Source organism: Amycolatopsis sp. EV170708-02-1 (assembly GCF_022479115.1).
Taxonomy (GTDB): Bacteria; Actinomycetota; Actinomycetes; order Mycobacteriales; family Pseudonocardiaceae; genus Amycolatopsis.
Map to the genome: position 1 here is coordinate 4062205 of NZ_CP092497.1, position 19522 is coordinate 4081726.

The window sequence follows — 19522 nt, forward strand, 5'->3', positions numbered from 1 at the left end:
CGGTTACCTGGCTGGCGCGTCCGGGAATCCCCTGCGACATCACCGGACCAGCATCGTCGGCCCACCTCCTCCTGCGGTCGTGGCCAGGTGTCATGACAACGTTCCGGTCACCCGTCGGACTTGGCTGTCGAGTGCCAGAACCCATGCACATGGCAGGCGACACAGCGGAGGCGGGGTAAGCCTGTGAAACCTGTTGAGCTCCGCGGCTTGTGGCGCGATTCAGCCTTTGTCGGGGCCCACGCGTTTCGCTGCTGGAGCTCCGGCGCAACTCGCGGCTGATCGTTATCACTACCAGAAGCCGACAGTGGACATCGCCGACGCTCTGTACGGCGACACAGCATGCGTGGCGACAGCATCTCCCAGCGTGTGCACGGCGCGGGAGAACCCGGAGGTCCAGCCTGCTGAGTCCTGACCGCCAGCGCGGCCTGGTGTCCGGTGTTCACCGGACACCAGGCCGGTCATTGCCAGCTTACGGTGGCTTGGTCGTACTTTGTTCGGAAGGACGCAGGGGAGCTTTACTGTCGGGAATCAGGAAGTTGATCGCGTCCGTATCAGCGGCGCTGGCCCTCAGCACACTCTTCGTCGTCGGTGGCGCGACCCAGGCCAGCGCGGCTGGCTGTCGCGGATCCGGAGCACCGATCTCGGTGACGAAGTCGTGTTCCGGCGGTGGGCTGACGGTAGGTGTTACGTATAACTACACGACCTACAGGGCCTATGCCGCAGTGACCAACAGCAACACGAACGGGCTGGGTGAAGCGAAGATCACCCTGTACCGGCCGCGTAGCGGCAGCTGCAGCGACAGCACCGCCAACGGCACCAAGCTCAAGGACTGGAGCGGCACGATCACGGGCAACACGGTCCAGACGATCAGCGAGAGCGCACAGCCCGGCTACTGTTTCCGCATGTACTTGAACGCGCAGGGCTTCCCGCTCGACTCTGTGCAGGTCTACGCCAAGAAGTACTGAGCGCGGACAACCCGCGCGACCGAACTGAGGGACGCCTTCCTCATACCCACCGCGAGGAAGGCGTTCCTCAGCGGGTCTTTCCGAGTGACCGGGCCGGTCAGGCGGTGGCTGGGTTCGCGCTGCCAGGGGCTGTTTTGGGGACCGCGCGGAAGACCAGGAACGCGGCGGCGGTCGACACCGGGGGCCAGGAGGAGACCGACGATCGGGTCTTCACGTCCCGCTGGGGGCCAGGCGGTAAACGAGACTGGCCGCTTCTGGAGAGCCCGTGTGCACGCGGGTAAGGCGCACCTCCTGACCGGGGAGACGGGGCTTTATCGGGGATCAATCAGAGGCCCTTGCCCGCCGGATCCAGTTGGGGTGCTTGCCGTCGAACAGCGTCCCGACGGGCTTGTCGGGCGGCAGTGTGGACCGGAACGGCGCGCGCGCCGACACGACACCCGGCTTGCGCGATGGGCACGTCGCCGAAGGTCGAACACATCCGGGGGTGGAGCCGGCGCCGTCTCTGCGCGCTGCACCGTTTGGCGGCAGAGCACACACGTGCTGGGCGATCACGACGAGCCCAGCGCGCAAACCCCAAGGCGTCACCCCGGCATGACATTCGCGACCTGAAAGCCCTGATTTGGGCCACCGCGAGCGGTGCGTCTTCGACGCCGGCATGCGTCAGGTATGAATACAGGTACTTGTACGGGTGTCGTCCTGGCGGAACAGAGGCAACCTGATAGGGCTTTCAGTGGAGCCCGAAAGGTCGAGACCCGCATGGTGCCAAGTGCTTCATCGCCTTCGCGAGCCCATCTCCGGCTGGTCTCGCCGGATGACGTGGCCCTGGCCCCGTCGGCGACCGGTCGCAGGGAACGCTACAGCGGGATCGCCGACCGGCGGCTGGCCGCGATCCTCGCCGCGGAGGACGTGGCCGAGGAACACGGGCTGAGCGCACATGTGCGCACCACCTGCTACGTGCACCGATGCTGGGCACACCAGTGCGTCTCCGATCCGTTGCACGTGCTGGTCGTCACCGGACACCGCTGGTGCCGCCGCTGCGACCGCACGGTCCACGTCGAGGTCGACGAGACCGCCCCGGGCTCGGTCGAGATCTATTGCGACGGCTGTGGCGTCCCACCGGACACCGTCGCGAACCGAGAAGTGGTCTTCGCCTGCCGGACCAGCCTCATCGCCATGCACGGCGGCGAGGCGTCGACACTGTACGTGGTGCCGGACTGCTGAGGACGGACTGGGCTGACCGAGCGAACGGCACGCTACGTTCAAGGCAGCGCATCACACGGCTGTCGAGACTTGTGGCTCTCTGGCGCAATCGTGACGGTGACGTGTTGTGGCCATGCCTGGCCCCTCCCAAGAAGCGTGGCGAGACATATGATGAAAAGTCAGCTCGTGTCTCTCCCGTGGAGGTGTGCTCTGATGACAGCTCGTTTGTCCACTGTGGAGAGACGAAGTAAAGTGGGCATGTCATCGGAAGGCGGTCGCGAGGCTTGGAATCGGTTCGCCACGGTCGGCGAACCGGGCAAATTGTTGATTCAGTCGTTCAGCCGTCTGAAGTGTGTCCTCGCGAGCATATACATTCGCGCGCTGCCGCAGTGACTTTGGGTTCGGCCGGATTGATCCAGAGGTCGACAGCAACTCATCCCGGTCAGCCCGACGGCCGCTGCGAAGACAGGCGAGCCGGCAGAGGTCTATTCCACTGAACGTGAGAATGAATCCGCTACCGAATCGAGACGGCATGGACGAGAGATATCAGGCGTTCCTCATGGCGGACCCGTCGTTCTACGACGCGATGCACTCCGAGGCCACGGCCGGTGTGTCCTTCCGGGTCGCCGAGCGTGAGCTTCCTGACGGCTGGCGGCGCTCCGAGCAGGACGACTGGTTCGTCATCGACCCGCAGATCGGCGGGTTACCCACTCAGGGCTGGAAGATCCACGCGTCGGCGACCCAGGGCAATGCCGAACGTGTACTCGAGGCGGTGTGGGACTACTGCGTGCCACGGAAGATCGAGTTCAAGTTCTTGCGCTCGCCCAACGCGTTGACCGCACGGGTCGCCAAGTACGCCGAGCGCGGGTACAGCGGCAAGCTCGTCACCATCTACCCGGCGGACGACGGCATATGCGAATCCATCTTGGAGGAGCTGGGTGAGCTTCTCGATGGTGAGCCGAATCCGTACATCCTCAGCGATCTGCGCTGGCGCAAGGGGCCGTTGTTCGTGCGTTACGGTGCGTTCGCCAATCAGTACACCGTGAACGACGCCGGGCGGGTCGTAGCGGCCATCGCCGATGGTGACGGGAAGCTGGTGCCGGACCATCGGGATCCTGTTTTCCACTTGCCGCCATGGGTGACGTTGCCGGACTTCCTTGTGCCGCACCTCGCCGCGCGCAACGAGGTCACCGTCACCGGCTTGCCTTACACTATCGAACGTGTCCTGCACTTTTCCAATGGCGGCGGGATATATGTCGGCCACGACAAGCGTACTGGCGCCGAGGTGGTGCTCAAGGAGGGCCGTCCGCACGCGGGACTCGACGCCCAGGGGCAGGACGCGGTGCGCCGGGTCGAGCGTGAGTACGAGATTCTGCGGCGGCTCGCTGGGATTCCCGGTGTGCCGAAGGCGCACGACCTGTTCTGGCTCGGGGAACACCGGTTCCTGGTCATGGACTTCGTCGACGGTGATGTACTCGGCAAGGCGATCACCCTGCGCTACCCGTTGATCGATCCGTCCGCCGGGCCTGCCGACTACCGTAAGTACGCCGAATGGGCGACTCGTATCCAAGAACACTTGGAATCGATACTGGCCGCGGTGCACGAACGGGGCGTGGTGTACGGCGATCTGCACTTGTTCAACGTCGTTGTCCGGGCGGACGACACCATCGCGTTGCTGGACTACGAAGTGGCATCCCCGGTCGAAGAAGCGACCCGTCCCGCGCTCGGCAATCCCGGTTTCTTCGCGCCACGGGGCAACACGGGCTTCGCCATCGACCACTACTCGTTGGCCTGTATGCGCTTGGCGTTGTTCCTGCCCATGACCAATCTGCTCGGCCTGCATCGGGTCAAGGCGCGGGAATTCGCTGGGATCATCGCCGAGCATTTCCCGGTCGAGCGAGATTTTCTTGCCAAGGCCGTCGACGTGATCGTACCGCCGGGCACCCCGCATCTTCCGAGCCCCCGCATCGAACCCGATCCGGCCGAATGGCCCGTCTGCGCGAGCGCCTTGTCCGGGCCATCGTCGCCAGTGCCACGCCGGACCGCGAAGACCGCCTGTTCCCCGGCGACATCGAACAGTTCGACCTGGGCGGCCTCGGCTTGGCGTACGGGGCAGCCGGTGTGCTTTTCGCCATCTCGGTTACCGGGGGCGGACGTCTCCCGCAGCTCGAGGACTGGCTGGTGACCAAGGCGACGGAGCCGCGGTCCGGTACCCGGCCCGGCTTGTTCGACGGCCTGCACGGGGCGGCTTTCGCCCTGGGAAGCCTTGGTTACCGACAGGACGCACTCGACGTCTTGGACATCGCCCTGCGGGAGAACTGGGAAACGTTAGGGCCGGATCTCGGTGGCGGTCTCGCCGGGATCGGGCTGAACCTGTTGCATTTCGCGGAGGAGTCCGGCGAGTCGGAGTTGCGCGCGGCCGGGTTGCGCGCTTCAGGACTCGTCGCGGAACAACTCGGGGACGAGCCGGACGACGAGGCCCCGGTGGTCAGTGGTGGCGAGCTTCCGTACGCCGGACTGATGCGGGGCCGGTCAGGTCAGGCTCTTCTGCTTCTGCGCGCCTACGACGACACCGGCGACTCCGGTTTTCTCGACCGGGCAGCGGTAGCGCTGCGACAGGACCTGCGCCGCTGCGTTGTCCGCGGCAATGGCTCTCTGGAAGTCAATGAGGGCTGGCGCAGCATGCCCTACCTGGGAACCGGCAGCACCGGCATCGGCCTGGTCCTCGACGAATACCTGGCCAGGCGGCACGACGACCAGTTCGCCGAAGCCTCCCGTGGGATCGAGCTCGCCGCGCGCTCGAAAATGTACATCCTGCCCGGGTTGTTCAACGGCCGAGCCGGGATCCTCTACTACCGCGCTCGTCGATCCGCCTCTCCGGTCGCCGATCCCGAGATGGCCACGCAGATCCGCAACCTCGCCTGGCACGCGCTCCCTTATGTCGGCGGGCTGGCCTTCCCCGGAAACGAAATGCTCCGGCTTTCGATGGATCTGGCCACGGGCACCGCGGGCGTGTTGCTCGCGCTCGGCGCCGCACTGCACGACCGGCCGGTCACGATCCCGTTGCTTTCGCCTGCCAGGAAGGCCACCCCACAGACCCCCGCGCCAACCGGAGCGGGCCAGTAACACCAAACCAGGAGAAGAAAATGTCGGTCTTCGACCTGCAGGGCATGGAAACCCCTTTGTCGACCGCTGGCGGTGGCAGCAGCAACAGCGGCCACAGTTGCCCGAGCGGCCTGAGCGTTGCCGCCTGTGGCGGCCCGAGCGGCCTGTCCGTGACGATCTGCCACTGATTTGACGACGAGTCGGGGTCCCGGACGATTGCTGCTCGTCCGGGACCCCGACTCATGAAGGAGTGTACGTGAGGCCGTTCACCGCAGTGGTCCGTCGCAGCGGCGGTTGGCTGCCGCTGATCGGCTTGCCGGGCCTCGTGGGCACCTTGGTCGCGTTGGCCCGCCCGGTCGTGTTCGGGAATGCGGTGGACGCGATTTTCGCCGGATCCGGCAGCGGTAGGTGGTTCGCGATCGCGGCCGGGCTGATCGCGGCCGGTGTCCTCGCCGACTTGATCGGCGCGTACGCCGACGACATGTGTGTCGCGAGCACCACCGCATGGCTGCGTGACCGGCTCGTCCGGCATGTGTTCGCCATCGGCCTGGAACGCTCCCGCCGGTTCGACGGAGGCGACCTGGTCAGCCGGGTCTCCGGCAACGCCGTGGACGCCGCGGAAGCCGGGCCGAGTGTCGTCACCGCGGGCCTGTCCCTACTCCCTCCGGTGGGCAGCCTGTTTCTCCTGGCCTTCATCGATCCTTGGCTCGCGGTGGCTTTCCTCGCTGGAGTCACCCTCGTCGGGCTGGTGCTGTGGGCGTTCACCAAGCACACCACCGAAGTCGTCATCGCCTACTCACGGGCGTTGGGACGCATCGCCGCCAGACTTTCGGAGTCTTTGTCAGGCGCGAGGACCATCGCGGCGGCGGGCACCGTCGAGCGGGAACAGTGCCGGGTTCTCGAAGCCCTGCCCGCCTTGCACGAACAGGGGCGTCGAAGCTGGCTGGTGCTGTCGCGCTCGGTCGCCCAGGCCGCGGTGGTCGGGCCGCTGGTCATCGCAGCCGTACTGACCGCGGGCGGGTTCGCGCTCCTGGCCGGCCGGATCAGCCCGGGCGAGATGTTCGCGGCGAGCCAGTACGCGGTCATGGGAGCCGGTCTCGGCGGCCTCACCGGGGTGTTCGGCCGGTTGGCCAGGGCCAGAGCCGGTGCTGGACGGGCAGGTGAGGTTCTTGCTGTTTCCCCTGTCGAATACGGCGGGCTGACCCTGCCGGACGGTCCGGGGAAGGTGGAATTCCGGGCCGTGAGCGCGTTCGCCGGGGATACGACGCTGGTGGAGGACGTCGACCTGGTCGTGCCCGGGGGCACCTCGGTCGCGGTGGTCGGCCGCTCCGGCGCGGGTAAATCCGTGCTAGCCGAACTGGCCGCGAGGTTGCGCGACCCGGAAAACGGGCAGGTATTGCTCGACGGCGTGCCCCTGGCCGAACTCAGCCATGAGGTGCTGCGAAAGGCGGTCGGCTGTGCCTTCGAGCGTCCGGTGCTGGTCGGCGCTACGGTCGGGGACGCGATCGGCGTAGGCGCCGATCCGGACAGGATCCGGGAAGCCGCTCGGGCGACGCACGCGGATGACTTCGTCACCCGGCTTCCTGACGGCTATCACACGCCTTTGGCCGAGGCGCCGATGTCCGGCGGTGAGGCGCAGCGGCTCGGCTTGGCTCGTGCGTGGCCCGCCGAGCGGCTGCTCGTCCTCGACGATGCGACGTCCAGTCTGGACATGGTGACCGAGATGCAGATCAGCCGGACGCTCGCCGAGGATCACGGCCGGCGCACGCGGCTCGTCGTCACCCATCGCGTGAGCATGGCCGCGAGGGCCGATCTGGTGGTGTGGCTGGAAGACGGCCGGGTCCGGGCCGTCGGCAGCCACGAAGAACTGTGGGAACAGGCGGCCTACCAAGGGGTTTTCGGATGAAGAGAGAGGTGCGATTCGCGTTTGCCGCCCTGCGCCGACGGCCCTTGCTCAGGCTCCTGGCCTGGTCGGTTCCGGAGGTGGCGCCCGCGATGATCTCCGGCGTGGCGCTCGCTCGCGCCGTCGACGACGGATTCCTGGCCGGACGCCCGGCTGTCGGTCTCGCCTGGCTGGCAGGTCTGCTGGTGGCAGGGGGAATCGGTGCGATCGGCTCCCGCCACGTCTTCCGCTGCCTGGGCGATCTGGTCGAACCCCTCCGGGACGACCTGGCCCGTCGGGTGGTCGGCGGGGCCCTGCTGACCGCCGTGGCCGGCAAGCCCGACCGTGGTGCGCTGGCGCGGCTGACCCGCCAGGTCGAGATCGTCCGGGACACCTACGCCGGACTACTCGTCGTGCTGCGCGGTTTCGCCGTCACGGTCGCCGGTGTGGTCATCGGCCTGCTTTCGGTCGCGCCCATCCTGATTGTGCTGATCGCGCCTCCGTTCCTCCTCGGCTGCGCCGCGTTCGTGGCCACACTCGGGCTTGCCGCCGACCGGCAGCGCGATGCGGTGATCGCCGACGAACGGCTGGCCGCCGCTGCGGCTCTCGCCCTCAGCGGCACCAGGGACGTGGTCGCCAGCGGGGCCGAAGAACATGCCTCGGCCATGGTGGCCGAGCCGATCGAGCGGCAGGCCTCCGCTGCACGAGCGCTCGCCAGAGTGGACGCGCTGCGTACCCTGTGCTTCGCTCTCGGCGGCTGGGTGCCGCTGCTGGCCGTGCTGATCGCCGGGCCTTGGCTGGCAGGCCGTGGCCTGACCACAGGCGAGATCATGGGTGGTCTCACGTATGTCCTGATCGGGCTTCAGCCGGCCTTGCGGGAGCTGATGTCCGGCCTGGGAGGAACGGGCCTTCGCTTCGTCATCACGCTCGGCCGCATCCTCGACGCTGGCCCGCCACCGCTGTCCGCCGGCCCACCGCCAAGCCCCGCGCTCAACGGTTACGACGTGGTCGTCCGGGGACTGACCTTCGCCTACGGCCCAGGCGCCGAACCCGTGCTGAACGACCTCTACCTGTGCGTCCCCGAGGGGGAACACCTCGCTGTCGTGGGCCCGAGCGGGATCGGCAAGTCCACCCTGGTCGGCCTGTTGTGCGGGCTGCTTCGGCCCAGCGTCGGCGTGATCGAGCTGGGCGGGGTGCCGGTCGACGCGCTTCCGGCCGGACGGCTGGCCGACGCCCGGGTCCTGATCCCGCAGGAAGCCTACGTCTTCACTGGCACGGTACTGGCCAACCTGACCTACCTCCGGCCCGACGCAACCCGGTCCGAAGTGGACCTCGCGGTCACCGCCGTGGGCGCGGACCACGTGATGGCAAGGCTGGGCGGATTGGAAGCCGAACTCACGCCGGCCGGTCTCTCCGCCGGAGAGGGCCAGCTCATCGCCTTGGTCCGTGCCTACCTGTCGCCCGCACCCGTCGCCGTGCTCGACGAAGCCACCTGCCACCTCGATCCGGCTGCGGAGCGACGCGCCGAGAATGCCTTCGCCGAGCGTGGCGGCACCCTTGTCGTGATCGCGCACCGGATCAGCTCGGCACTGCGCGCCCGGCGGGTTCTTGTGCTGGACGGCACCGGCGCGACCATCGGCGATCATGACACCCTGGTCAGGACCTCTCCGCTTTATCGCGAACTCCTCGGCCATTGGCACCCTGATGCTCTCGCGAGGCCGGACAATGTCGGGACACCGCGACCGGAGGGCGTCAGAGTCCGTGCGTGGTGAGGTCGTCGACGAGGTAGGTGAGGTTGTTGTGGACGGTGATGACGCCGGGCATTTGTTTGGCTTCGTTGGCGGTGGCGTCGGTGTAGCTGCGCAGGCGCAGGGTGCCGTCGAGGGTGTCGACGCCGTCGTCGATCTGCTCGCGTTGCCCGGCCTGATCTACGCGATGCGGGACACCGCGATCGGCGGCCTGGCCGGTGACCTACTGGAGCATCTCGACGCTCACCCGTGCCTGCGCCCAGGCCTTGGCGGGGCTCACTCCGGTGGACCGGATGCTGCCGGATCTCGCCGATCCCGAGCTCACCCACCGTGTCGCCCGCGCGGTCACCGAGGCGCTGCGGCCCCGCCGGGGCGTCGCCGCCAAGACGCGGGGAGGGTGAGGCCGCAACGATGATGCGGGCGTGAACGTGGACCTGTGCTAACTCGGCGCGTTGGTCCCGGCGCGGGGATATAGTCGAGGCGACGGTCGGCCTTAGGGAGGTGGCGCGATGTCGCCATTCCTCTGGGGCGTGGTGTTGATGGCGGGTTTGAGTGGAACGGGGCTGGCAGTCGCGCTCGTGCTGCGTCCGGGCCGCGTCGAGGAATGCGGTGCCCCCGAGCGAGAGGCCCTGCTGCGGCAGGAGGCACGACAGCTGATCGCTGAGTTGGATGAGCGACACGACCAGGAACGTGGGACTACATAGTCCCTGTCTGCTCTGTCGTGTCGGCGATCATGCTCCTGGTTTGGGTGGGAGTTCGCCGGTTTCGGCGAACTCCAGTCGTTTGGCGACCGAGACGGCCTGATCGGCGAACCGTTCGTAGAACCTTGCCAGCAGCGCGAGGCTGGTGGCGGGTTGGACGCCGTGCTGCCACTGCCGTCCGGTGATCAGGCCAAGGACCCGGGCGTGCAGGGTGTCGACGGCCTGGTCGGTCTCGTCCAGCTCGGCGAACCCGCCTGCGGCTTCGCTGGTGATGCGTTCGGCGAGCCGGTCGGCCATGCCGGCCGCGATGGTGCTCATGTCCGTGAACAGGGGTTCCAGTTCGGCGGGAACAGCGTGGGCGGGGTGGGTGAAGCGAGCCGTGTCGGCGACATGGGCGGCAAGGTCGCCCATGCGCTCGATCTTCTCGGCACAGTAGACCGCGGCCAGAATGGTCCGCAGGTCACCGGCTACCGGCGCTTGCAACGCCAGAAGGGCCTGAGCTTGGGTCTCGCAATCCGCGCGAGCCTGGTCGAGGTCGGCGTCGGCGTCGAGCACCCGCTCGGCCAGCGTCAGGTCGGCGGTCAGCAACGCTTTGCTGGCCTGGCGCATCGATTCCGCCGCCAAGCGGCACATGTGCGTCAACTGCTCGCCGAGCTTGGTCAATTCGCCGTGAAAACTCTCGCGCATGCGAGGAGCCTATTGCCTGATCACCGACACGGCCCGGGCGCGTGGCGAACGGGCGGATGAGGTGTCGGTGACGCCGCGTCAGCCTCCCGCACGCCATGTGCAGGTCAAGCCGAGAATTCCGACGCGACCACGCTGCTGCGCGGGGACGCCCGTCACGCTCCGTGCCGCGGGCGGCGTCCTCACTGGTTGACCGACGATCAGGCTTCGGAGGAGGGCTCGTCGGCGAGGGAACGCAGTGCCTCGACGGCGGACGATAGCTTGGCGGGCCAGTGGGCGGTGATGATTTTCCAGGCTTGCCGCAGCGGCACTTGTTCGGCGAGGACGAGGTAGGGCGGGTTTCCCCAGCGGGACGCGACAACCGTGCCGGCCTGGTCCGGTTCGCCTGGTTCCGGCGCGCCGCCGGGCAGGAAGTCCAGGGTGTGCCGCTTCTCGCTGGCGATCAGGTCGTCCACCAGCCCGGCGCCGGCGCAGGTGAAGCTGCGAAGTGTGTTGCGGGCGTCGGAGCTCAGCGGCATCGGCGCGTCCGGATGGGCGGCGTTGTAGGCGAACACCGAGGTGTGGGCGGTATACCGCCGAGCGCCGACTCCGCATTTCGCTGACATACATCAGATCCTAAGAGGACAAACATGGGGCACGTGCGCTGCCCTGGTGAAGGTGGAGTGGGAGGGAGAATATTCGACGGGCTGGAGCTGGTCGAGCCCGGCGTGGTGAGCGCACCGCTGTGGCGCCCCGAATTGGGCATCTGCCACGTGGAACCGGACGACGTCTACGCGGGCCTCGGCCGCAAGGCCTAGCTGTATTGAGCTAGCCGGCTCAGCCCGCGAGCGCGGGGCAAGGGACGTGTGGCCGTGGTTCGGGCAGCGCGTGGCGGCCTTGTCGTGGGTGGAGGACCTCGGCTCGGTCGGCGCCGGGCCAACCGTTGACCCAACTGGCCCCGCGAATGCTTTTCGCGTGTTTCTTCAGCGGCGCCAGCCGCCGGGAAGCGTCCCGATAGGACTGTGTCGAGGACTTCTCACAGATCAGGGTCGCGAGTGAGAGCGTGGCCGGCAGTCCGTCCGCTGACCATGGGGTGTTCAGGAGCGCGTCGGCGATCGTCGTGATCTCGCCGATGCCGCAGGCGAGGAGGAAGTCGTCGCCGCCGAGGTTGCTGATCGTGACGTCGCGCAGCCCGGCCCTCAAACCTGACAGAACACGTCCCAGCTCGCGGATGAGATCGTCACCCGCGGCGAAACCGGCGGTGTCGTTGATCTTCTTGAATCCGTCGATGTCCACCCAGGCGACCACGTGTGCCTGACCGTCCGCGATCCGCCGGTCGACCTCTCTGGCCACTACGTCGCTGCCGGGCAGCCGGGCGAGCGGGTTGAGCATGGTCGCTTCCTCGATCTTGGCGTCGGCGACACCGCGCACGAGTTCGGCGACCAGCACCACGCCCAGGCGGCGACCGGATCCATCGACGACGATGACCTCGTCGCCGCAGCGGTCCCAGGCCGCGTCGGCGAACAGTTCCAGCATTTCCCGGGCTCCCGCACCGACCGGGATCACGCGCGGGGGATCGGCGAGCCGGGAAGCGGGTTTCTTCGCATGCAGCGCATACCCGAACGGGCCGGTGAAGGCCGAGAGGAACCGGCCGCGGTCGGCCATCCATTGTGGACGCAACTGTGGGGTCAGCCCGACGACGCCGCTGGGGGCGTCATGGGCGAGCAGCGCGGCCCGGACATCCTCACACGTCGCGGTGTCTGGCAACGTCGATGCGGGCTGCAGGAAATCCTCGACGCGCAACTCCGCCGCGCGTGCGAATCCGGCGGATCGAGGATGGTCCGCAGTGGCAGGAACAGCCAATGCTGTCGTGCTCAAAGCGATCTGCCGTCGCGCCGGCGCGAACAGGTTTCCTTGTGCGATCCGGATCCCCGCTTGCCGCACCGCGGCCAGCTCGGCCTCCGATTCGACCCCGGTCGCCGCCAGCCGCGAGCCGATCCGGGCCGCGAACTGGGAAAGTGCGTCCACGAGCGCCATCCGCGCCGGATCTGTCGGTAGCCGCCGCAAGGTCGTGCGATCCAACTTGAAGAGATCGAACTGTGCCTCGGCGAGTACGCTCAGGGAGAGGTTCGCGCATGCCGAGACCGTCCGCGGCCAGCCGGAACCCCATCTCCCGTAACCGGCGCAACCCGGCCAGCAGCGGTACGTAGCCGACATCGCCGTGGAACGCGCCGACTTCCAGCACGATCTCCCGGTTCCGGCGCCCGGCCTCGGCGATGGCCGAGAGCAACGGCGCGATTGCCACCGGCGCTGCGGCGGCGGTCAGCGCGGTGAGGTTGAGATGGAGCGGAAGCAGCGTCTGATGCCGGGATTCCTCCAGCACCGCGCGGGCCGCGAGAGCGACGTCGAGCTCGACCAGACGGTCGTCCCGGGAGGCCGCCGCGAGCAGGTCCGTGATCCTGCCCGAGGGTGGTCGCGCCAACGCTTCGACCGCGACCGCCGCACTGGAGTGCAGGCTGTACAACGGTTGAAACGCGAAGCCGATTTCGCTCACATCAGCGTTCACCGGCAGATATTCACCCGCCCTGTCCCGGATTTCACCTGACCGAGCCCGGAACGTTATACGTGAATTCGTTTCCGGAAGCCAAAACCCGGCGCGACCAGAGAATCGATTCCGTTACCTTACTGTTATGTGCGTGACATCACAGCGTAGGCGAGGGTGGTCGTGTGGAGACCGGTCGGGTTGGGTAGCGGCTCAGGGTTTGCGTGCGACGACGGCGGCGATGCACCGTTCGACCTGGTTGAGCGGTGTCAGCTTCGGTCCGTCCGGCCACCAGTAGTCGCAGAGTTCGAGCTTGGGTTCTTTGCCCGGCCCTGACGGCATGATCTCAAGCCCGTCCACGAACTCCAGGATTTGCCGTTCCGTCCGGAACATGCCGGACCCCATCGGGCTGTGGATGAACAGATCCTCCATTTTGCGGGCCAGGTCGCTCAGCTCGGCGGTTTCGGGGTCGAAGAAGTGGGCGATGACCACGAAGGAGCCGCTGGGCAGCGCGGCGATGTACTCGCGCATCAGGTCGGCACCGTTGTCGGCGACGTAGTGGTGCAGGGTGCCGACTTGGAGCAACGCCAGCGGCTGGGTGAAGTCGAGGTTCTGGCGGACCACCTCGTTGTTCAGGACCTGCTTGGGCTGGAAGATGTCCTCGGCGACGAAGTAGGTGTTCGCGTTCTCGGCGAGGATCGCGCGGCCGTGCGCGATGACCACCGGGTCATTGTCGACATAGACCACCTGGGTGTCGGAGTCGACCCGTTGCGCGATCTGGTGGGTGTTCTCCGCGGTCGGCAAACCGGAACCGCAGTCGAGGAACTGCTTGATCTTCGCCTGCTGGGTCAGGAATCGCACGGCCCGGGTCAGGAAGTTGCGGTTCGACCAGGCCAGGTCGGCGACTTCGGGGGCCTTCGTGGCGACCTGCCGCAAGACCAGCCTGTCGATCTCGTAGTTGTCCTTGCCGCCGAGTGCGGCGTCATACACCCGGGCGATGCTGGCGCGGGTGGGATCAACGCCGACCGGGACCGAACTCGGCGCCAGGTATTCGGACCGCGTCATCTCGACCTCTCGTGCGCGCGACTACTCCCTGGACCCTACCAGCGTAGTTGCTCGAGTACAGGCTGTACGCGGGGCAGGCCTCCCCAACCGCCCGGCCTTACAGGTAATAGCGAGGCCGGAATACGACAATGGCCGGAATTCGCCGCACGCTTACCCGGCTACCCCCTTGCACGACGTCTGATATCGGGAAAAGCTGAATTAGGGCGCACAAGACGAACATCCATCGTCGGATAAAGCGTGTCAGTGAAAGTGGCGGTGATGATGGCCGAGTCAACGGGCGGATCACACCAAACCGTTCCGGTCGAACGGCTGCGGCCGGGAGATCACTCCTGTCTGGCGTTCGCCGACGTCGAAGCCCGCTGGCAGGTGCTCACCACCTACACCCGGACCGGTCTGGCCAGAGGTGAGAAGGTGCTGCTCATCCTGGATCCCGATGACCTCGGCGACGACGACGTGGTGGCGCACATGGACTGCGGCAGCGGTCACGTGGAAGCCGCCAGGGACAGCGGGCAGCTGGTGCTCGAACGGAACACGTCCGTCTATCTGCCGGATGGTCGCTTCGACAAGGACCGTCAGGTGGCGACGTACGCCGCCGTGGCCGAGAGCTGCAAGCGTGAGGGCTGGCCGTGGCTACGGGGCGCGGCCGACATGAGCTGGGCGTTGAAGCCTGGTGTCGACTTCGATGAGGTGGTGGCCTACGAGGCCTTCTTCGAGCCGATGTTGGCGGATTCCCGGCTGAGCGCGATCTGTTGGTATGACCAGCGGCAGTTCAGCGACCATATGGTGGCCGCGGTGGGCGCGGTCCATCCGATCCAGGTCATGGAGCGCCTCGACGCGGTCCATGTCACGCGATTCCCGAACGGCAGACGGATCGCCGGCTCCGCGGAGCTGTCCACTCGCGCTGAGTTCGTCGAGGCCCTGCGCGAAACCTTGAAGCAGCGGGATGCCCTGGCGTCATTCCACTTCGAGCTGGACCTGACCGACCTGTGCTTCATGGAGGCGTATTGCGCCGGGCAGCTGATCAGCTTCGCCGCCGCCCTCCCGGAAGGGAGCAAGGTCACCGTCCGCTGCGGGCCGATGCTGGAACTGGTCCTGCGCAGCCTCGGCTCCGACGCCGTATCGCAGTTGCGGCTCAGCGTGCAGGAGGAACCGTGAGTGAGGATCGCCTGCTGAGACTCGGTTTCACCGGCTCCGATCTCCCGCTGGTGCGAGCCAGGGTGGCCGAGAGCTTGTTGTGGGCAGGGGTGAGCGAACCTGTGCGGAGTACGTTCGTTCAGGCGGCAGTGGAGATCGCGTGCAACGCGGTCGTCCACGGCGGCGGTTCGGGCCGTCTGGTGCTGTGCCTGGCGGATGGGGAACTGCGATGCGAGGTCATCGACGAGGGCTCTGGCCTGCCTGACAATGGATCCACACGGGCCACGTTCGTGCACAGTGACCCTGGCTTACGGCTGGCCGAGGCGCTCACCGGACGGCTCAAGTTACGCAGCGGTCCCGGTGGCCGGGGCACTATCGCGACTCTGGCCGTTCGCCTGGAGGCCGTGTCGAACTGAACCAGGCCGCCAGTTGGGTGCGGTTGGTGAAGCGCAGCTTGGTCAGAATGCGCCGCACGTGCCACTCGGCGGTGCGCTGCGCGATCACCAGGGCGGCGGAGATCTGCTTGTCTGTCAGGCCCTGGGAGACGAGCTCGGCGACTTGTCTCTCGCGCGGCGTCAGCCGGGTATCGGCTGCCTCGCCGGGAGACGCTGGGCTCGGCTTGGGTGATTTGCCGGAAATCTTGGAACGCTCTTGCAGAGCGTAGGTGACGACGTCATTCCGTGAGAGCTCTTCGCCACGTTTGAAGGCCTGCTCGAAGCCGCGGTCGCCCAGAGTCTCGCGGGTCCGCCGCTCGCTCGCCCGGATCCGCCCTGCCTGACGAGGCCGCGACGCCAGCGGACGTTGGCCGGTGTCGTGCCGGATCCGCTCGGTCGCGCCCTGCAGCACGGTGGCGCGCTCGGCATCACCCTTGTCGGCGGCGATGGCGGCCAGCAGTTCGAGGGTCCTGCCGAGGCTCGGCTGGTCGTGGACGACGTACTCGAGCCGCAGGCATTCGCGGGCATGTTCGGTGGCGCCGTCGTATTCGCCCAGCGCCCACTGTGCCAAAGCGAGAGTGCGCAGCGCGTACGACCGGGCCCACTGCTCGTCGTAGGCCTGGCAGACGGCGAGGGCCTCACGGCACAGTGGCACGGCCTGGTCCGGTCTGGCGTGGAACACGAGCGTGCAGGCGAGCTCGATCTGGCTGAGCACGACGAAGCTCATCAGCTCGCGTTCGCCGGGCCGCCAGCCGGCCACCGGCGTGGCCGCCGGCCGGTCGTCGCGCGCCCGCGCGGATCCGTCAGGCGGAGCCGCGGCTTGCAGCACTTGGGTCGAGCGGCCGTGGATCACCATCACCATGCCGCACACCCAGAACCCGGTGGCCCAGCGGCCGCTCGGCTTCGCTCCTCGATGCACGGCTTGCTGGAACCAGTACCGCATCTCGTCGTTGGCCCCACAAGGGGTCCAATGGCACCACAGGATTGCGGCCAGGCGCAGTCCAATCTGGACCTCGCTCGGCGTGGTGGTACAGAAGTTCAGCACCGCACGGAAGTTGTCCAACTCCGACCGGAGACTCCCCGCGATCTCCAGCTGGCGGGGGCCGAACCACTGCCGCTCACACGCCTCGGCCAGACGCAGATAGTGATCCCGGTGCCTTCGGCGGGCGGCGAGTACCGTGCCGAGCTCGGCAAGCTTCTCCAGACCGTAGTCCCGCAACGAGCTCAGCAGCTGGTACCGCATCGCGTCACCGCTGCGCCGGCCGATCAGAATGGACTTGTCCACCAGCCCGGCGACGACGTCCAGGACGTCGGTGTGCTCTCCGTCGTCCTCGGTGCAGACCGCTTCCGCCGCATCGAGATCGAAGCTGCCGGCGAACACCGACAGCAAGGCCCATACCCGCTGCTCCTCCTGGGTGCACAGCCCGTAACTCCACTCGATCGCGGCACGCAGTGTCTGGTGACGGGGCGGCACACTCCGGCCGCCGCCGGTGAGCAGCCGGAAGCGGTCGTCCAACTGCTCGACGAGCTTCTTGATCCCGACTGTCCGCAGCCGCACGGCGGCCAGCTCGATCGCGAGCGGCAGACCGTCGAGCCGGCGGCATAGCCGGGCCACGTACTCCAGGTTGCCTGCGGTCATCGCGAAATCCGGAACAACGGCGGTCGCGCGATCACTGAAGAGTTCAAGGGCAGGGAAGGTTTTGGTCCCGGACACCCCCTCGACTGGTTCCTCCGGTGCTGGAATTCCCAGTGGCGGCACCTCCAGCAGATGTTCCCCGGTCAGATTGAGCCGATGCCGGCTGGTGGCCAGGATCCGCACCCCCGCCGCCCTCGGCAGGACCGCACCCACCAGTGCCGCACAAGCGTCAAGCAGGTGCTCGCAGTTGTCCAAGACCAGCAGCAGCCGCCGTGCCCGCAAGTATTCGACAACGAGATCGAGCGGCTGCCTGCCGGTGTCATCGCTGATCCCGAGCGCGTCCGCGACGGCGTGGGCCACCGGCGCACCATCCTGGAGCGGCGACAGCGACACCAGCCACACGCCGTCGGGAAACGCCCGCGAGAGCCGCTCCGCTATCCGCAGGGCCAGCCGGGTCTTGCCAACCCCGGCGGCGCCGGTCAGCGTCAACAGCCTGCCCGCCGACAGCAGCCGCTTCACCTCGGCCAGCTCCCGCCTCCGGTCCACGAAACTGGTCGTCTCGGTGGGAAGGCCTGCGACCCCCGCGTGCCGGAACTGGCCACGATCCTCAATACGGCGGTATCAGCGGCGCGGTTCGACGACCTGCAGACCGGACATATGCAAGCGCACCGTGGCGCCGCAGTATCCGGAACGAGTCTCGACCAGGTGACTGAGCTGACGGGTGAGCCACAGGCCATCGCCGGGTGCCGGGTCGAGGGTGGGGGGCAGGTAGCCGAGGAACGGGTCGGTGATGCGCCCGGCAGGTTCGTGGACGTCGCACACGATGCTCCCGGATTCGGCCCACAACCGGATGGTCGCGCGGCCGCTACCTCGCTGCACGACGTGGTTGGCGACCTCGCTGACCGCGGCCGAGAGCAAAGCGGCTTGGTGTCCGGGCAGCCCATGGAGCGAGGCGTGCGCGGTGACGAAGCGTCGCACGCTGGACAGGTCGCCCGTGAAGGGCAGTACCGCGGCGTCCGGTGGGGAAGCCGGCAACGGGTCGGCGTCGCTGCTGTCGACGAAGATCGCGGGGTCGACGTAGGCAGAGCATGGGCTCGCCTCGCGGCCCGCCAGCCGAGCGGGGTGGGTGCGCTGGGCGTCGGCGATGATCGGCGGCGCCAGTACCCGGGCGTCGTACGGGCAGACGATCCATGCCGACGAGTCCGCGAAGGCGACGTTGAGAATCGACTCGTATCGCCTCCACTCGACGGCCTCTTGGTCCGACCGTCCTGTCCAGATCGGTTCGCCGATCATGCGTACGTGCCCTGGCCGCTCGGCGTGGCGGTCCGTGTAGTAGTCGTGATATCCGAGCAGAGTCGCCGCGGGGCGGCGGTACCAGCCGTATGCGTCGATGAATTCGACCCGGTCGGCGTCCGCACCGAGGGTGTCGGTGAGCATCTCGATGTTGTTCGGCGTGGTCACGGCCAGCGTGGCTTCCCCGCATGCCAGACCGTCTTCGATGAACGGCATCGCCATGTCGAGGAATTCCGTGTCAGAGCTGTAAATGCAGGCCTGATGCACGAAGGACGCGACGGCGGTCGGGGCTTCCTGCACGCTCATCTCAGGACGCCTCCTCTGTGGCCACCGACGTCAGGGACGGTAACTGGTCCCAGCCATAGTTCCGCAGGATCGCGCGGATGATGGGGCCCGGTGAGCGCAGTACGAACCGGTACCCGTTGCGGAGGTTGGCCGCGGAGTGGGCGAGCAGCCGGACGGTGGCCACATCGACGTAGCGCAGTTCTCTGACATCCAGATGGAAATCGTCATCGTCGCAGTATGTCGATTCCAGCGTCGCGGCGAACTCGGCGAGGTTCGACCGGTCGATCTCGCCGGACAGTCGTAGCCCGCATTGCCCTTCCAGCGGAGTCATCCGTAACAGGGGTTCTCGCTGTTCGGCCTGTTCAGCGGTCAGCGACTTGGAATGGGCCTGGCGCACGGCCTCCAGATGCTCATTCGTGAGCTGCCGCCGGTCGTAGTAACAGAATCCTGTCAACGTCGGCAACTCGCCAGTAGCGGCCAGGGCTGTGACCTGCCTTTCGTAGGCCAGGAACAGCTCGCTGTCCGCCAGTTCCGGTAATGCCCAGGTCATGTCCGCACAGATATGCAGACCCAAATAGCCGGCACGTGTCGCCGCATTCGACTCTGCCTGCAGCCGGCTGATCACACGATCCGACTCGAACCCCGCAGCCTGGTAGAACTCGTCGGCGGATGAGATGACGAGCTGTTCTCGCCGGGTCAACGCGTCCAGCTCCGGCCCGGTCAGAGACAACCAGGAGAGAACAACGGGAGGAGTGCGGTTGGTGAGGTACGTGATCTTCTGGCCCTGTTCCACCGCAGCGAGGAAATGAAGCCGCGCGAGTCGCTGGTATTCGTGGTCGGTGTCGTACCAGACGCACACGTGCTCTCCT

General features: G+C 67.2%; 18 protein-coding genes and 1 pseudogene. 11 read left to right on the top strand and 8 right to left on the bottom strand.

Going from position 1 to position 19522, the window contains the following annotated elements; translation table 11 throughout:
- Nucleotides 1-722 precede the first annotated feature (722 nt).
- The 8 genes from MJQ72_RS19025 (at nucleotide 723) to MJQ72_RS19060 (ending at nucleotide 9301) form a co-directional block, all read left to right on the top strand.
- Entirely contained in the window at nucleotides 723-965 is a 243-nt protein-coding gene (locus MJQ72_RS19025; RefSeq protein WP_240600704.1) for a hypothetical protein, read from the top strand.
- Nucleotides 966-1781: 816 nt separating this feature from the next.
- Nucleotides 1782-2186 (top strand): hypothetical protein, encoded by a 405-nt coding sequence (locus MJQ72_RS19030; RefSeq protein WP_240600705.1) that lies wholly within the window; start codon nucleotides 1782-1784, stop codon nucleotides 2184-2186.
- 331 nt (nucleotides 2187-2517) lie between these two features.
- Nucleotides 2518-4350, top strand: a complete 1833-nt coding sequence (lanKC, locus tag MJQ72_RS19035) for a class III lanthionine synthetase LanKC (protein WP_240600706.1) — start codon at nucleotides 2518-2520, stop codon at nucleotides 4348-4350.
- Nucleotides 4347-5291 carry a lanthionine synthetase C family protein gene (locus MJQ72_RS19040; RefSeq protein WP_240600707.1) on the top strand — a complete coding sequence of 315 codons (945 nt, stop codon included), beginning with the start codon at nucleotides 4347-4349 and terminating at the stop codon, nucleotides 5289-5291. Before lanKC ends, MJQ72_RS19040 begins: the two co-directional genes overlap by 4 nt.
- 20 nt (nucleotides 5292-5311) lie before the next feature.
- Complete coding sequence (locus MJQ72_RS19045) at nucleotides 5312-5458, top strand: SapB/AmfS family lanthipeptide (RefSeq protein WP_240600708.1); 147 nt, start codon at nucleotides 5312-5314, stop codon at nucleotides 5456-5458.
- Nucleotides 5459-5526: 68 nt separating this feature from the next.
- Nucleotides 5527-7176, top strand: a complete 1650-nt coding sequence (locus MJQ72_RS19050; protein ID WP_240600709.1) for an ABC transporter ATP-binding protein — start codon at nucleotides 5527-5529, stop codon at nucleotides 7174-7176.
- Nucleotides 7177-7184: 8 nt separating this feature from the next.
- A complete protein-coding gene (locus tag MJQ72_RS19055) occupies nucleotides 7185-8924 on the top strand; it encodes an ABC transporter ATP-binding protein (protein ID WP_240600710.1) in 1740 nt (579 codons plus the stop codon).
- Between the two features lie 194 nt (nucleotides 8925-9118).
- On the top strand, nucleotides 9119-9301 hold the full coding sequence (locus MJQ72_RS19060) for a hypothetical protein (RefSeq protein WP_240600711.1): 183 nt from the start codon (nucleotides 9119-9121) through the stop codon (nucleotides 9299-9301).
- Nucleotides 9302-9631: 330 nt separating this feature from the next.
- On the opposite strand, the gene phoU is transcribed toward MJQ72_RS19060, so the two are convergent.
- Both phoU and MJQ72_RS19070 read right to left on the bottom strand, forming a co-directional pair.
- Nucleotides 9632-10288, bottom strand: a complete 657-nt coding sequence (gene phoU, locus MJQ72_RS19065) for a phosphate signaling complex protein PhoU (protein ID WP_240600712.1) — start codon at nucleotides 10286-10288, stop codon at nucleotides 9632-9634.
- Nucleotides 10289-10485: 197 nt separating this feature from the next.
- The gene (locus MJQ72_RS19070; protein WP_240600713.1) at nucleotides 10486-10890 is read right to left on the bottom strand and encodes a hypothetical protein; all 405 of its coding nucleotides are present in this window, start codon (nucleotides 10888-10890) and stop codon (nucleotides 10486-10488) included.
- Nucleotides 10891-10947: 57 nt separating this feature from the next.
- Here MJQ72_RS19070 and MJQ72_RS19075 point away from each other — a divergent pair, with 57 nt between their 5' ends.
- Nucleotides 10948-11082, top strand: a complete 135-nt coding sequence (locus MJQ72_RS19075) for an SAM-dependent methyltransferase (RefSeq protein WP_240600714.1) — start codon at nucleotides 10948-10950, stop codon at nucleotides 11080-11082.
- Nucleotides 11083-11101: 19 nt separating this feature from the next.
- Here MJQ72_RS19075 and MJQ72_RS19080 read toward each other — a convergent pair whose 3' ends face one another.
- The 3 genes and pseudogenes from MJQ72_RS19080 to MJQ72_RS19085 form a co-directional block, all read right to left on the bottom strand.
- Complete coding sequence (locus MJQ72_RS19080) at nucleotides 11102-12481, bottom strand: EAL domain-containing protein (RefSeq protein WP_315860879.1); 1380 nt, start codon at nucleotides 12479-12481, stop codon at nucleotides 11102-11104.
- Nucleotides 12453-12830, bottom strand: a pseudogene (locus MJQ72_RS44830) (GGDEF domain-containing protein); the annotation flags it as partial. The pseudogene MJQ72_RS44830 and the gene MJQ72_RS19080, both read right to left, overlap by 29 nt.
- 189 nt (nucleotides 12831-13019) lie before the next feature.
- A complete protein-coding gene (locus MJQ72_RS19085; RefSeq protein WP_240600715.1) occupies nucleotides 13020-13871 on the bottom strand; it encodes an SAM-dependent methyltransferase in 852 nt (283 codons plus the stop codon).
- A 237-nt stretch (nucleotides 13872-14108) separates the two neighbouring features.
- Here MJQ72_RS19085 and MJQ72_RS19090 point away from each other — a divergent pair, with 237 nt between their 5' ends.
- Together MJQ72_RS19090 and MJQ72_RS19095 are read left to right on the top strand one after the other, a co-directional pair.
- Entirely contained in the window at nucleotides 14109-15026 is a 918-nt protein-coding gene (locus tag MJQ72_RS19090; RefSeq protein ID WP_240600716.1) for an MEDS domain-containing protein, read from the top strand.
- A complete protein-coding gene (locus MJQ72_RS19095) occupies nucleotides 15023-15421 on the top strand; it encodes an ATP-binding protein (RefSeq protein ID WP_240600717.1) in 399 nt (132 codons plus the stop codon). The genes MJQ72_RS19090 and MJQ72_RS19095 overlap by 4 nt, the downstream gene beginning before the upstream one ends.
- Here MJQ72_RS19095 and MJQ72_RS19100 read toward each other — a convergent pair.
- The 3 genes from MJQ72_RS19100 to MJQ72_RS19110 form a co-directional block, all read right to left on the bottom strand.
- Nucleotides 15378-17621, bottom strand: coding sequence for a LuxR C-terminal-related transcriptional regulator (locus MJQ72_RS19100; protein ID WP_240600718.1), 2244 nt, complete (start codon nucleotides 17619-17621; stop codon nucleotides 15378-15380). The two genes, MJQ72_RS19095 and MJQ72_RS19100, sit on opposite strands and share 44 nt — an antisense overlap.
- A 75-nt stretch (nucleotides 17622-17696) precedes the next feature.
- Nucleotides 17697-18674, bottom strand: coding sequence for a sensor histidine kinase (locus tag MJQ72_RS19105; protein WP_240600719.1), 978 nt, complete (start codon nucleotides 18672-18674; stop codon nucleotides 17697-17699).
- Between the two features lies 1 nt (nucleotide 18675).
- Nucleotides 18676-19512, bottom strand: a complete 837-nt coding sequence (locus MJQ72_RS19110; protein WP_240600720.1) for an MEDS domain-containing protein — start codon at nucleotides 19510-19512, stop codon at nucleotides 18676-18678.
- Nucleotides 19513-19522: the final 10 nt, after the last annotated feature.

Excerpts from the sequence above, each read along its gene's own strand:
- MJQ72_RS19045 (WP_240600708.1), top strand. The coding sequence starts at position 5,312 with ATGTCGGTCTTCGACCTGCAGGGCATGGAAACCCCTTTGTCGACCGCT.
- phoU (WP_240600712.1), bottom strand. The coding sequence starts at position 10,288 with ATGCGCGAGAGTTTTCACGGCGAATTGACCAAGCTCGGCGAGCAGTTG.
- MJQ72_RS19070 (WP_240600713.1), bottom strand. The coding sequence starts at position 10,890 with ATGTCAGCGAAATGCGGAGTCGGCGCTCGGCGGTATACCGCCCACACC.
- MJQ72_RS19080 (WP_315860879.1), bottom strand. The coding sequence starts at position 12,481 with ATGTCGGCTACGTACCGCTGCTGGCCGGGTTGCGCCGGTTACGGGAGA.
- MJQ72_RS19085 (WP_240600715.1), bottom strand. The coding sequence starts at position 13,871 with ATGACGCGGTCCGAATACCTGGCGCCGAGTTCGGTCCCGGTCGGCGTT.
- MJQ72_RS19105 (WP_240600719.1), bottom strand. The coding sequence starts at position 18,674 with ATGAGCGTGCAGGAAGCCCCGACCGCCGTCGCGTCCTTCGTGCATCAG.